Below are 12,897 nucleotides of genomic sequence, written 5' to 3'. Positions count from 1 at the left end.
CGTCGAACCTTCAACAGGAGTCATTCATGCGCGACGCGGCCCCGACGACCATCTTTCTCAAAGACTATACCCCTTTTGGCTTCATCATTGATGGCGTCGAACTGACATTCCGGCTTGCGCCGAAAGCCACACGGGTATTGAGCCGCATCAAGTTTCGCCCCAATCCGGATGCAACGGACAAGCGTTTTTTCCTGCACGGGGAAAGTTTGACCCTCATTTCCGCAGCCATTGATGGAAAAAGCGCCGATGTGCGTGACGTGGACGGTGGCATAGAAGCAGACGTGCCCGACGCGCCGTTTGTCTGGGAGGCCGAGGTTGAGATCAATCCGCAAGACAACACCGCGCTTGAAGGTCTTTATATGTCCAATGGCATGTACTGCACCCAATGCGAGGCCGAAGGGTTTCGCAAGATCACCTATTATCCGGACCGTCCCGATGTGATGGCCGCATTCGAGGTGACGATTGAAGGGAATGAAAAGGTCCTGTTGTCGAACGGCAACCCTCTCTCTCAATCCCAAGGCTTTGCAAAATGGCAAGACCCTTGGCCAAAACCAGCCTATCTCTTTGCACTGGTGGCCGGAGACCTGCTGAACCATCCCGGCACCTTCACGACGAAATCCGGCCGACAGGTTGATCTGAACATCTGGGTGCGCCCCGGCGATGAAAACAAATGTGCCTTTGGGATGCAGGCCCTGAAGGACTCGATGAAGTGGGACGAAGACGTCTATGGCCGTGAATACGATCTGGACCTGTTCAACATCGTCGCGGTTGATGACTTCAACATGGGCGCAATGGAGAACAAAGGCCTGAACGTCTTTAACTCGTCCTGTGTGTTGGCAAGTCCGGAAACAAGCACGGACGGAAATTTCGAGCGTATCGAAGCCATCATTGCCCATGAATATTTCCACAACTGGACGGGCAACCGCATCACCTGTCGCGATTGGTTCCAGCTTTGCCTGAAAGAAGGCCTGACCGTTTACCGGGATCAGCAATTCACCGCAGATCTGCGATCGGCGCCTGTTGCGCGCATATCGAATGTACTCGCGTTGCGTGGCCGTCAGTTCCCCGAGGATCAAGGACCTTTGTCCCATCCCGTGCGCCCTGAAAGCTTTCAAGAGATAAACAACTTCTATACCGCAACAGTGTATGAAAAAGGCGCCGAAGTTATCGGCATGCTGAAAACGCTGGTCGGAGATGCGGCCTACTCCAAAGCGGTTGATCTCTATTTCGACCGGCATGACGGTGACGCAGCCACGATTGAAGACTGGCTTCAGGTTTTTGAAGACAGCACCGGCCGTGACCTTGGCCAGTTCAAACGCTGGTATTCTCAATCTGGCACCCCGCGCCTGACGGTGCGCGAAGACTATGATGGCGACACATTTACACTGCACCTGTCGCAATCCACGGCCCCAACACCCGGTCAGGACGAGAAACTGCCACAGGTTATCCCCGTTGCCGTGGGTCTGTTGTCCCCGAATGGGGATGAAGTCATGGCGACACAAATTCTGGAACTGACCGAAGCCGAGCAAAGTTTCCGTTTTGAGGGGCACGCCACGCGTCCGATCCCGTCGATACTGCGTGATTTTTCGGCACCGGTCATTCTGGAACAGGGCATCGACAAAACGCGCCGTGCATTCCTGCTGGCCCATGACACAGACCCGTTCAACCGTTGGGAAGCGGGCCGGATGCTGGCGCGTGAATCGCTTCTTGCGTCGATCACAACCGGTGCAGCACCGGATGCTGCCTATCTCGACGGGCTTGGCGCCGTGCTGCGAGATGATACGCTTGATGCCGCTTATCGTGCGTTGATGTTGGGTCAGCCCACCCAGTCGGAACTGGCGGGTTTGCTGCACGAGGCGGGCATTACCCCGGACCCCGAGGCGATCCACACCGCCAGCGAAGACCTGCGCAATGCAAAGGCCGCCGCTTTTGGTGATCTGCTGCCTGTTCTGTACCAAGACAACCAGATCGACGGCCCCTATTCCCCCGATGCAGACGGGTCAGGCAAACGGTCTTTGGCCAATGCGGCCCTGTCTCTCATAAGCCGTACAGATGGCGGCGCCTTGGCTGCGGAACAATATGCCAAAGCGGATAACATGACGCTTCAGCTGGCCGCGCTATCCTGTCTTCTGGATGCGGGTGCTGGCAAAGAGCAGTTGGCCGCCTTTGAACAACAGTGGCACGATGATCGTCTGGTTATGGACAAATGGTTCAGCTTGCAAATCATGCAGGCCAAACCCGATCAGGTTGCCGAAGTGACCAAGCGCCTGACGCAGCATCCGGATTTCGACATGAAGAACCCCAACCGCTTTCGCGCGGTGATGGGCGCCCTGTCGATGCATCATGCAGGCTTCCACCACAAAAACGGCGCGGCCTATGCTCTTCTGGCAGAGTGGCTGATCAAACTTGATCCGGTGAATCCACAAACAACGGCCCGCATGTGCAGCGCGTTCCAGACATGGAAACGTTATGATCCGGCACGTCAGACGATGATGTCGGCAGAGCTAGACAGGATTGCCAACACCAAGGACCTGAGTCGCGATACAAACGAGATGATCACGCGAATCCGGAGTGCCTGACGTCGGATGCCGCCCACCTTGACCCATACATCCCGCGGCCGCTCTACGCGCACGGTCATCGCCCTGCTGGCGGCAGTGGGGGTATTGGCCTTTTTACATTCCGTCGGCACCGTCACATGGGTTCTTGTTGTGCTCGGGCTGTTTGCGGTCCCGGCCGCTTTTGATGTTTTGCGCAATCCGGTTTCGACATTTGATCTCGACGACGGTCATGTCGAATGGAAAAGCAACACTCAGCATGCCCGCGTGCCGCTTTCTCAGGTAGAGAGCGTACGCTTTGATACGCGATGGGATTTTTCGGTGCGCGCTACCTTAACCCTTGTAGACAAAAGCAAAATGCGCGTTCCCCAAGACGCGATGCCGCCGCATCTGGCGTTGGAACAGGCCCTGAAAGACCGAAATATCAAGACCGAACGGCACCATTTCCGCGTCATTTAAGCTGACGCTAGTTAGCCGCATTTTTTCCGGATGATTTCAACAAGGTGCCATGTTTCGGCCAAATTGCGCGTGCAAACTCCTGAGTGTTGAGCAGGAGCAAATGTACGAATGAGCCGTTTTTCAGATCAAAAATCGCAACTTGCAGGACTTCTCCCGTCCTCGTTGCACAAAATTGCGCGGAAATTACCTCTGCCGCGCACCGAAGCCGACGTTCCTCATTTTGACGAATACGACGGCAACATCACCTATCGTGACCTCACCGAGCGCATCGATATCCCGGTGAACCTGTCGACCCCAGACCAGATGCAAAGCGACGAATACCGCGAAAAGGGACTGTATCTTGCCCGTCAGGACCGCTGGGACGAACTGTCCGAACTGATCATGACACATGACCATGCGCGTGATTCAACACGGTCCGGACTGCCAATTGCCGATCTTTTGGCCTTTGGCGCCCGTTCTGACGTGGTGCGCGCAGCGGAACATGGCCTGCTTTATGGTCGTCCGGCCCGCGGGGCGGATTTCTTCTCGGGGATCGAAGCGCTTGAAATGGTGCTGATGGACGATCCCAGAAACTATGGTCTCGCCTTGATCGTCGCACATATGCACATCGATATCGGATGGGCATGGCGCGGGGCGAAAGCCAACGATGCCGTGCAAGACGTCAATCGTGATGCGTTTGAAGCGCATTTCGACAGGGCCTATGACATCCTGTCCGAATTTTGCCCGCACGAACTTCAGTCTCCTGCGCTGTCTGCAGCGCGCTGTGCCTTGTTGCCCGGTCGCGAAAATCCTGCCGCGCATCTGGTACGTGAATTTGAGGCCCTGATTGATCTCGACCCGTTCAATCCGCGTCATATGCGGTCGCTGGGAAATTATCTTTTGCCCCGTTGGTATGGCAACCATCAGGCGCTTGACCTCGAAGCGCGCCGCACAGCGGCCCGCACTTATGACATCTGGGGTGCCGGTGCCTATACGTGGGTCTGGTTTGATGCGCTGTTGGTCGATCCCAATGGCTTTGACACGCTCGAGATGGACTATTTCATGGATGGCATTCGTGACATCCTGAAGCGCAGCGAAGATCAGCATGTCGTGAACCTGATTGCGGCCCATTTGTATCAAAGCTGGCAGATTGCCCGCGAACGGTATCACGCAAACGGGGTGCGCCCTGACCTGCCGCCAGCGCTGCGTCGAGGGTTCGAAGAGTTGGTTTACAACCACCTGCGCGAAGTGCATCCGCTGATCTGGGGACACGCCGAAATCGGATTTGAGAACACCGCCCGTGTGATTTCCACCGAGCGTCTTGCCGAAAAGGGACGCGAAACAGCACTGACCGCCGTGGCAATGCCGTTTCTTGCGACGCTTCAACAGGGGCAAACCGTCTCTTTTGGCCCTGATGGCATCTCTGAGAGCAATTCCTGAGGCCCTGCCCTCTTGCCCCTGCACCCTGCCTGTCCTAGAACCCGATCCAATCACGTTTAGATTGGAGTCCGGCAAATGCTCGACCTGACATATGAAGCCCCCAAGCCCAAAATCATTGCGGGCGCGAAACATGACTGGGAACTGGTCATCGGTATGGAGGTGCATGCGCAGGTCAGCACCAATGCCAAACTGTTCTCGGGTGCCTCGACCAAATTCGGTGCAGAACCGAATGCGAATGTGGCCTTCGTGGACGCGGGCATGCCGGGTATGCTTCCGGTCATCAACGAAGAATGCGTGGCACAGGCCGTGCGCACGGGTCTTGGGCTAAAGGCCGAGATCAACCTGTTCTCTGCTTTTGACCGCAAGAACTATTTCTATCCTGACCTGCCGCAAGGCTATCAGATTTCGCAGCTGTATCACCCCATCGTGGGCGAAGGCGAAGTTCTGGTTGAAATGGGCGACGGCACCGCGCGCATGGTACGCGTTGAACGTATCCACCTTGAGCAGGATGCCGGTAAATCGATCCACGACATGGACCCGAACATGTCGTTCGTCGACTTGAACCGGACCGGCGTGGCCCTGATGGAAATCGTGAGCCGCCCCGACATTCGCGGCCCCGAAGAGGCTGCAGCCTATATCGTCAAGTTGCGCCAGATCCTGCGCTATCTCGGCACCTGTGACGGCAACATGCAAAACGGCAACCTGCGCGCCGATGTAAACGTGTCGATCTGTCAGGCCGGAGCCTATGAAAAGTACCGCGAAACAGGCGACTTTGATTACCTTGGCACCCGCTGCGAAATCAAGAACATGAACTCGATGCGCTTTATTCAGGCCGCGATCGAGTATGAAGCACGCCGCCAGATTGCGATCGTCGAAAGCGGTGGGTCCGTGGATCAGGAAACCCGCCTGTATGATCCGGACAAAAACGAGACCCGTTCGATGCGGTCCAAGGAAGAAGCGCACGATTACCGCTATTTCCCCGATCCCGACCTGTTGCCGCTAGAGATCGAACAAGCCTGGGTCGATGACATCGCCTCGGGTCTGCCAGAACTGCCCGATGCAAAGAAGGCGCGTTTCATCGAAAGCTTCGGCTTGTCGGATTACGACGCCAGCGTTTTGACCGCCGAGTCGGAAAGTGCTGCCTATTTCGAAGCGGTTGCAGAAGGTCGCAACGGAAAGCTGGCCGCGAACTGGGTCATCAACGAATTGTTTGGCCACCTGAAGAAAGAAGATCACGACATCACGGAATCCCCGGTGTCCCCTGCCCAGTTGGGCGGCATTATCGATCTGATCTCTTCGGATGCCATTTCCGGCAAGATCGCCAAAGACCTGTTCGAAATCGTTTATAACGAGGGCGGCGACCCCGCCCAGATCGTTGAAGAACGCGGCATGAAGCAGGTCACAGACACCGGCGCAATCGAGGCGGCTTTGGACGAAATCATCGCGGCAAACCCCGCACAGGTCGAAAAAGCAAAAGAGAACCCGAAACTTGCAGGCTGGTTCGTCGGTCAGGTTATGAAGGCCACGGGTGGCAAAGCCAATCCAAAGGCCGTTAACCAGCTGGTTGCACAGAAACTGGGCGGCTAACGCCCTTTTCGACCCAGCGCCTCGAGTTCAGACATCAATTTGCCCGCCCTTTCGGCGGGCATTTTTTCGATCATCCCCACCAAAGTCTGACGGATCGGCGACACGCCCGCAAAACCGAGCACGGACCGACGCAACAACTTTGTTCCCGGCTGGCCAAAGTACCATCTGTAAAAGATGCTTGGCATCCCCATCGTCACGACAAGCCTTGCAGACTTGCCCTTGAGATGGCGCACCATGCCCATTTCGGTTGTTTCAAATGCAAAGTTCGCGCGAAAGCTTTGTTCGAACCATGCACGCAATACGGCGGGCATCCCGCCCATCCACAGCGGAAACAGCACCACGATGTGATCCGCCCACAAAACCGCGTCTTGCGCCTCACGCGCATAGTCGGGCACCTCTCCGGTTTCCCATTCAGCCTGTGACCGCAGGAACGTCAGCGGCAATGTCGCGACATCTATCTTGCGAATGTCGTGCCCTGCCTGACTGGCGCCGCGCTCGTAAGCCTCGGCCAATGCATGACAAAAGTGCGTTGTTGACGGGTCGGGGTGACCTTGAACGATCAGAATGCGCATCTCGTCCTCCTTTCGTTGCGTCGAATGTAGACGAAACACCCGTGAACACCTTGATCCCAAACAAAGTCACCGTGCATAACGCCCTCGACAAGGACTCACGGAGCCACCCATGCAATTTGACGCCCCCTTTATTTCCGACGAGATGCAGCTTGAAGAAGAGTGGCTGGACTATAACGGCCACCTCAATATGGCATTTTATAATGTGTTGTTTGATCGGGGTGTCGACGCGATCTGGCAGCAATTGGGGTTTGGACCAGAATATATTAAGCGCACAGGGCATTCGACGTTTTCTGCCGAATACCACGTTTGTTATCTGCGCGAATTGCACATGGGCGCAAAGGTGCGCGCGTCGTTCCAGTTGCTGGATCACAACGACCGCAGTTTCCACTTTTATCAGGAACTGATCCACGAAGATGGCTGGGTTGCCGCCACAGGAGAAGGGCTGGGCCTTCATATCGATATGTCGGGGCCACGTGTTGCCAAGCTGCCCGAGGAGAACCACGCACGAGTCAAAGCGCTTTTTGCGGCGCACAGCAGTTTGCCCCGCCCCGCACGTGTCGGCAGGCAAATGTCCATTCGTCACAAAGCCGGGAATTAAGCGCCAAGCCAGTGCGCGCCTGTCACGATTGAGAAAATCTCGCTTTCGCGAACAACGAAAGCTGGACCACGCGACTTGGGCATGAGACGTTGGTTTCATGACCGAGATTGTTGATATCCTTCAGGAACGCAAGGAACTGCCCCTGTTTCTGGAACGTGACGGGCTGGTGGGAATCGAACTGGGCGTCGCTGGTGGCTGGTATTCTAAACGGCTGAACGAAAGTGGCCTGTTTTCCGAACTTTACGGCGTCGACCTCTATGGCGACCACCATGACACCAAGGAATACATCGAAGCGCTTCACAACGTTGGCCTGCGTGAAAAATACTGGCTGCTGCGGATGAGCTTTGAAGACGCACTGGATGTTTTTCCAGATGAATACTTCGACTTTGTCTATATCGACGGATACGCGCACACCGGTGAGGAACGTGGAAAAACCATGTTTGACTGGTATAACAAGGTGAAAGTTGGCGGCATGATCGCCGGCCATGATTATCATAAAAAATGGCCCTTGGTGAAAATCTCGGTCAACACTCTGGCGGATGCACTGGGCCAACCGGTCATGCGCACGACGATGTCAAAAAACCGGGACCCGCAAGACAAATTCCCGTCTTGGGCGTTGTTCAAGGAACGCGCCGAGGCGCCCGAATATCCAGACAGCCTGCGATCCTTGCCAAAACGGCTGCGCGGTTAGTCTGGTCAAACACGAAATTTTCGAAAGACTCTTTGCATGACGACCTATGAATACAAAGTGATACCTTCGCCAACCAAGGGCAAAAAGGCCCGTGGCATCAAAGGACCGGAGGGTCGCTTTGCTTTTGCACTGGAATCCGCATTGAACGATATGGCGGTTGAAGGCTGGCAGTATCTGCGTGCGGAAACCTTGCCCAACGAAGAACGGGTTGGCCTGACCGGAAGCCAAACCAGTTTTCGTACAATGCTGGTGTTCCGTCGCCCCAAAGAAGATGATCTCAGCGCGTTCGAACCTCGGTTACTCGAAAGCCCCGCCGCGCATTCTTTGACAGAGAGCGCGCCGCAAGCTCCCTCCGCCGAGGCAGAAAGCACAGATGCCGTCACAGACGTTGTGGAAACGGCGGATCAAGGCACAGCGCAAGAGGCGACTTCTGAACAGCCCGAACCACTGGTTTTGAACACACCAGTGGAAAGCGACACTGCGGACGCCTCGCCTTCTGACACCGCCCCCGAGCCGGAAGAAGGGGATGCTTTCCCGCTGCCATTGGCTTTGCGCAACCGTGCTCGTGCCCTGGAAGACGACGAAAGCAGCACCCAAAAATCATAGGTCTTGTATTATGTCGCCCGCATGGCGCGGACGACATACGTTCTCGCGAGATGAATCAGGCGTCAATGTCCAAGGCAAGCGCATGGATACGACCAACAAGGTCCGCCCCCAGCGCTTTGTGCACGGCACGGTGGCGGGCAATGCGGGTCATGCCGCCAAAAGATTCGGCACGAATCCGCACATTGAAATGGCTTTCGCCGCCTTCGCTGTAACCGGCGTGCCCCCTGTGTTTTTCGCTATCATCAACGACTTCGAGCGCACTGGGTGCAAAAGCCGCGGTCAGGCGATCATGAATTTCTTGTGTCACTGTCATTTTTTTGGCTCCTGCCCCTTCAATCTTCTGGTGGTTAGACTAAACTCTGCGCCTCGACTCGAAAAGGTGAGACCATGAGCAAAACAGATCCCTTCGGTTTTGATATGTCCGTGACCTCGGCCAAGAAGAAAAACCCGCGTGGCCGACGTGGACTTTCTGGGGCCAGTGAAACGTCTAGACGTGAATGCGAACATGAAGGCTGCACCGAGGCAGGGCAATACCGCGCACCAAGAGCGCCAGACGTTTTGGACGAGTTCAAATGGTTCTGCAAAGACCACGTGAGGGAATATAACCTCAAGTGGAACTTCTTCGACGGCAAAACCGAAGCCGAGATGAATGCGCAAAACTCCAAGGACAAAGTCTGGGAGCGCGAAACCAAATCTTTCGTTGATCCAGAAGCCCGTGCATGGGCGCGACTGGGCATCGAAGACCCGCATCAGGTTCTTGGCGGCAACGCCACGCAGAACCCCGGCAAGGGCGGCGGCGGTGGCAAACGCCTGCCTCCGACAGAGCGCCGTGCGGTCGAAATCCTTGAGGCCAAGGATCATTGGACCAAAGCCGAGGTGCGCAAGGCCTATAAGAAACTGATCAAGGTTCTGCACCCTGATATGAATGGCGGTGATCGTAGTCAGGAAGAACAGCTTCAAGAAGTTGTCTGGGCTTGGGATCAGATCAAAGAAAGCCGCAACTTCAAGTAATGAAAGGCCCCGTTTCGGGGCCTTTTTGCTGTCTGGCGCACGGGGCATGCCGCCTTTCTGTCGTCATCACAAATGGCGATTTAGGTCGGGGTTGTCCGGTTCTCGGCCTTGATCATCGCCTTGGCATATTTATCACCTTCAATTTTGATTGAGCCTAAACACGCCTATGTGATGGGTTCCGAGATTGATTAGCTGCATTTTTACAGCATATCATAGGTCAAATTCTCCAAGCCAGGACCAGTGGCCCCATGTTGACCAGACGCAATTTTATGATTTCCACCGCCGCCTTGTTTTCTGCGCCCATTACCGGCGCGGCTTGGGCCGGACCTGTTTCGGACAGTTCCAAATGGTCGGCTTGGGATGCGCAGGTCACGCCTGCGAACTATGATCCGGGCACAACGAACCCTTGGGGCTTCCATCCCCGCTTTTTGCCCCAGACCGTGAAGGCAAACCCTGGTCTGACACCAGGCGATATTCACGTTGATGCGGTGGCGCGGTATCTCTATCACATTCGCGGTGATGGCACCGCGATGCGCTATGGTGTGGCGATTGCACGTGGCAACCTGTACGAGCCCGGAACCTACACCATCCGGCGCAAGGCAAAATGGCCCACGTGGACACCCACCGCCGCGATGATCGAGCGGGACCCACAAGATTACGCGAAATATGCAGATGGTATGAACGGTGGACCAACCAATCCCTTGGGATCACGCGCCCTTTACCTGTTCTCGGGCAACCGCGACACCTACCTGCGCATTCACGGCTCGCCCCACCCGCGTTCTATCGGTGGCCGCGCCAGTTCCGGCTGTGTGCGCATGGTTATGGCGCATATTAACGATTTGTATGAACATGTCGAAACAGGGTCGACCGTGCACCTGCACGCCCCAGAGGCCTAGGCGCCTCAAACCTATCTCAAATAGAAAAGCGGTTGAGAAGCACTTCTCAACCGCTTTTTGTTTGTCCTGACCTCAGATAGGAAACCTAAGACGCCCGCGAACAGATCGGGCGCCCTTCGGATGTTCTCAAAGGCAGGAATGTTGTCTCGACCGGGCCAACATGGCGATAGACGTAACAACCATCAGCGGGATCAATTTTGACCGCGCTCAAATCCTGATGTGGTGCTGCCATTTCCCGAACCCCCTCGGGCACCTCGCTTAGATATGGGCTAGAAGCGCCGCCTTCGAACTCTTCGCAAGCCGAGAGCAACAGAACCGCACTCCCGATGAGCCAAAAAGACTTGTTCATGTGAGATATCTCCTAGAATTCCAAAGCCAGAATGATCTGTTTTTGTTCAGAAAACCAGATATTTTCACAAGCGATCAAATATTCATGCCACGCCGCTGGGAGGACGCGTGAACGGATGGCACCCAAACGTGTTTCAATCCGTCCAAAGGGCCGCCATCGCTTCTATGTTCACGCTTGAGCAGTGCCTTTGGGCGACAACAAGAGACTCAGATCACGCGCCATGACACCATCGCCGAGATTGAAGCAGCTTATGAATAAGTAAGCTTGGCGCATACACGTTCCAGACGCGCACATGCGTCGGTCGGACACGTGATCTGACAAGAAAAAGGCCCCGTTCGGCGCCTATTGCGCCTATCAAATCCGCTGCACTCTTAGACGCGGGCGGTTTCTTGCACGGCAGAAATTTAAACAACACCCGTGCGCCCAATCCGGCAGCTTTCGCCCGCCAATTAGGCAGGCTTGAACACCAGAGACACCCCATTGATGCAGTGGCGTTTGCCGGTTGGTTTAGGCCCATCATCAAAGATATGTCCAAGGTGAGACCCGCATCGACGGCAATGGCATTCCGTGTGCACGCCCCATATGGTTCTGTCTGGTTGTGTACCGATTGCGTTTTTCTTGGCTTTCCAGAAACTTGGCCAGCCTGTTCCGCTGTCGAATTTGGTTTTGCTTGAATAAAGCGGCAAATCACATCCGCGACAGTGGTAGGTCCCTTTGTCATAGACCTTGTCCAAAGGGGATGACCCGGCACGCTCGGTTCCCTGCTTGCGCATGACCTTGTATTCCAGCGATGTCAGCATGGACCGCCATTCAGAATCGGAATGTGTCACCTCAAACGTGGTTGCCGAAGCGAGGGTCGGTCGCCCGATCATCAGGCCGGTGCCCACAAGTGCCGTTGCACCTGCCAGAAATGCGCGTCTATGCATGGTTTTTCTCCTTCTTCCTTACAGAAACTGGACATTTCTTTCTCAAGCATCAAATCAAAGGTCCGCACAAGAACGCGAGGAATGTGACATCGCGACGTCGCTTTGCTCTTCCCCTTGTGGCTGGCGCCGATATGGTGCAGGAGTTTGCAAAAGTTTATTCCCCGGTAAAAAGACCGGATATTGAGAAGGATCGACAAAGATGGCGGACGGGCTGACCGATATCAATGCGAAACCAACCGAAGCCATTTCGGTTCGTGAAGTATTCGGCATCGACACGGACATGACGGTCAAAGGATTCGCGGATCACACGGATCGTGTGCCGGACATTGACCACACCTACAAGTTCGACCCGGACACGACTTTGGCGATTTTGGCAGGGTTTGCCCGCAACCGCCGTGTGATGATCCAAGGCTACCACGGCACTGGTAAATCTACCCACATCGAACAGGTTGCCGCGCGCCTGAACTGGCCTTCGGTTCGTGTGAACCTTGATAGCCACATCAGCCGGATCGACCTGATCGGTAAAGACGCGATCAAATTGAAAGACGGCAAGCAGGTCACGGAATTCCACGAAGGCATTTTGCCTTGGGCGCTGCGTAACCCTGTTGCGATCGTGTTCGACGAATACGATGCCGGTCGTGCCGACGTGATGTTTGTGATCCAGCGTGTTCTGGAAACCGATGGTAAGCTGACCCTTCTGGACCAGAACGAAATCATCAAACCGCACCCCTATTTCCGTCTGTTCGCAACCGCGAACACTGTCGGTCTGGGTGACACAACCGGTTTGTACCACGGCACACAGCAGATCAACCAAGCCCAGATGGACCGTTGGTCTTTGGTCGCGACGCTGAACTATCTGTCGATTGACGCGGAAACCAACATTGTTCTGTCAAAGAACCCGCATTTCAACACCGAAGCGGGCCGCAAGACAGTGAAACAGATGGTGACCGTTGCGGACCTGACCCGTACCGCGTTCATGAACGGCGATCTGTCGACAGTGATGTCGCCACGGACCGTTATCACATGGGCCGAAAACGCAGAGATTTTCCGCGATATAGGGTATGCCTTCCGTCTGACCTTCCTCAACAAATGTGACGAGTTGGAACGCCAGACCGTAGCCGAGTTCTATCAGCGTCTGTTTGACGAGGAACTGCCAGAAAGCGCGGCGAGCGTGAGCCTTGGCTAAGGTTGCCCTGACTGCCTTGCTCGCACTGTCCCTTCTGGGAGG

Annotated in this window: 14 protein-coding genes; 10 read left to right on the top strand and 4 right to left on the bottom strand. The window is 55.4% G+C overall.

Annotation, left to right across the window (positions count from 1 at the left end):
- Nucleotides 1-26: 26 nt before the first annotated feature.
- The 4 genes from pepN (at nucleotide 27) to gatB (ending at nucleotide 6,020) form a co-directional block, all read left to right on the top strand.
- Nucleotides 27-2,579 carry an aminopeptidase N gene (gene pepN, locus PH7735_RS05665; protein WP_058310311.1) on the top strand — a complete coding sequence of 851 codons (2,553 nt, stop codon included), beginning with the start codon at nucleotides 27-29 and terminating at the stop codon, nucleotides 2,577-2,579.
- Between the two features lie 18 nt (nucleotides 2,580-2,597).
- A complete protein-coding gene (locus PH7735_RS05660; RefSeq protein WP_145865267.1) occupies nucleotides 2,598-3,014 on the top strand; it encodes a hypothetical protein in 417 nt (138 codons plus the stop codon).
- Between the two features lie 108 nt (nucleotides 3,015-3,122).
- On the top strand, nucleotides 3,123-4,433 hold the full coding sequence (locus tag PH7735_RS05655; RefSeq protein ID WP_058310309.1) for a hypothetical protein: 1,311 nt from the start codon (nucleotides 3,123-3,125) through the stop codon (nucleotides 4,431-4,433).
- 75 nt (nucleotides 4,434-4,508) lie between these two features.
- Complete coding sequence (gatB, locus tag PH7735_RS05650) at nucleotides 4,509-6,020, top strand: Asp-tRNA(Asn)/Glu-tRNA(Gln) amidotransferase subunit GatB (protein ID WP_058310308.1); 1,512 nt, start codon at nucleotides 4,509-4,511, stop codon at nucleotides 6,018-6,020.
- Here the strand turns inward: gatB and PH7735_RS05645 are convergent.
- Entirely contained in the window at nucleotides 6,017-6,592 is a 576-nt protein-coding gene (locus tag PH7735_RS05645; RefSeq protein WP_058310307.1) for an NAD(P)H-dependent oxidoreductase, read from the bottom strand. The genes gatB and PH7735_RS05645 overlap by 4 nt on opposite strands.
- A gap of 109 nt (nucleotides 6,593-6,701) precedes the next feature.
- Between PH7735_RS05645 and PH7735_RS05640 the strand changes: the two genes are divergently transcribed.
- The 3 genes from PH7735_RS05640 (at nucleotide 6,702) to PH7735_RS05630 (ending at nucleotide 8,487) form a co-directional block, all read left to right on the top strand.
- Nucleotides 6,702-7,190: a thioesterase family protein gene (locus tag PH7735_RS05640; protein WP_058310306.1), complete on the top strand. Its 489-nt coding sequence runs from the start codon at nucleotides 6,702-6,704 to the stop codon at nucleotides 7,188-7,190.
- Between the two features lie 97 nt (nucleotides 7,191-7,287).
- A complete protein-coding gene (locus tag PH7735_RS05635) occupies nucleotides 7,288-7,881 on the top strand; it encodes a class I SAM-dependent methyltransferase (RefSeq protein ID WP_058310305.1) in 594 nt (197 codons plus the stop codon).
- A 36-nt stretch (nucleotides 7,882-7,917) separates the two neighbouring features.
- Nucleotides 7,918-8,487, top strand: coding sequence for a DUF4177 domain-containing protein (locus tag PH7735_RS05630; protein ID WP_058310304.1), 570 nt, complete (start codon nucleotides 7,918-7,920; stop codon nucleotides 8,485-8,487).
- 55 nt (nucleotides 8,488-8,542) lie between these two features.
- On the opposite strand, the gene PH7735_RS05625 is transcribed toward PH7735_RS05630, so the two are convergent.
- Nucleotides 8,543-8,800 (bottom strand): BolA family protein, encoded by a 258-nt coding sequence (locus PH7735_RS05625; RefSeq protein ID WP_058310303.1) that lies wholly within the window; start codon nucleotides 8,798-8,800, stop codon nucleotides 8,543-8,545.
- 74 nt (nucleotides 8,801-8,874) lie between these two features.
- Here PH7735_RS05625 and PH7735_RS05620 point away from each other — a divergent pair, with 74 nt between their 5' ends.
- Together PH7735_RS05620 and PH7735_RS05615 are read left to right on the top strand one after the other, a co-directional pair.
- Nucleotides 8,875-9,498: a DnaJ domain-containing protein gene (locus tag PH7735_RS05620; protein ID WP_058310302.1), complete on the top strand. Its 624-nt coding sequence runs from the start codon at nucleotides 8,875-8,877 to the stop codon at nucleotides 9,496-9,498.
- A 248-nt stretch (nucleotides 9,499-9,746) separates the two neighbouring features.
- Complete coding sequence (locus PH7735_RS05615; protein ID WP_058310301.1) at nucleotides 9,747-10,394, top strand: L,D-transpeptidase; 648 nt, start codon at nucleotides 9,747-9,749, stop codon at nucleotides 10,392-10,394.
- 85 nt (nucleotides 10,395-10,479) lie between these two features.
- Here PH7735_RS05615 and PH7735_RS05610 read toward each other — a convergent pair whose 3' ends face one another.
- Together PH7735_RS05610 and msrB are read right to left on the bottom strand one after the other, a co-directional pair.
- Complete coding sequence (locus PH7735_RS05610) at nucleotides 10,480-10,743, bottom strand: hypothetical protein (RefSeq protein ID WP_058310300.1); 264 nt, start codon at nucleotides 10,741-10,743, stop codon at nucleotides 10,480-10,482.
- Nucleotides 10,744-11,192: 449 nt separating this feature from the next.
- On the bottom strand, nucleotides 11,193-11,669 hold the full coding sequence (gene msrB, locus PH7735_RS05605) for a peptide-methionine (R)-S-oxide reductase MsrB (protein WP_058310299.1): 477 nt from the start codon (nucleotides 11,667-11,669) through the stop codon (nucleotides 11,193-11,195).
- 199 nt (nucleotides 11,670-11,868) lie between these two features.
- On the opposite strand from msrB, the gene cobS reads away from it, so the two are divergent.
- Nucleotides 11,869-12,855 (top strand): cobaltochelatase subunit CobS, encoded by a 987-nt coding sequence (cobS, locus tag PH7735_RS05600; protein ID WP_058310298.1) that lies wholly within the window; start codon nucleotides 11,869-11,871, stop codon nucleotides 12,853-12,855.
- Nucleotides 12,856-12,897 lie beyond the last annotated feature (42 nt).

The sequence above is a fragment of the Shimia thalassica genome (assembly GCF_001458215.1).
Lineage (GTDB): Bacteria > Pseudomonadota > Alphaproteobacteria > Rhodobacterales > Rhodobacteraceae > Shimia > Shimia thalassica.
The sequence above is the reverse complement of the archived record's forward strand: the minus strand, read 5'-3'. Positions and strand labels throughout refer to the sequence as shown.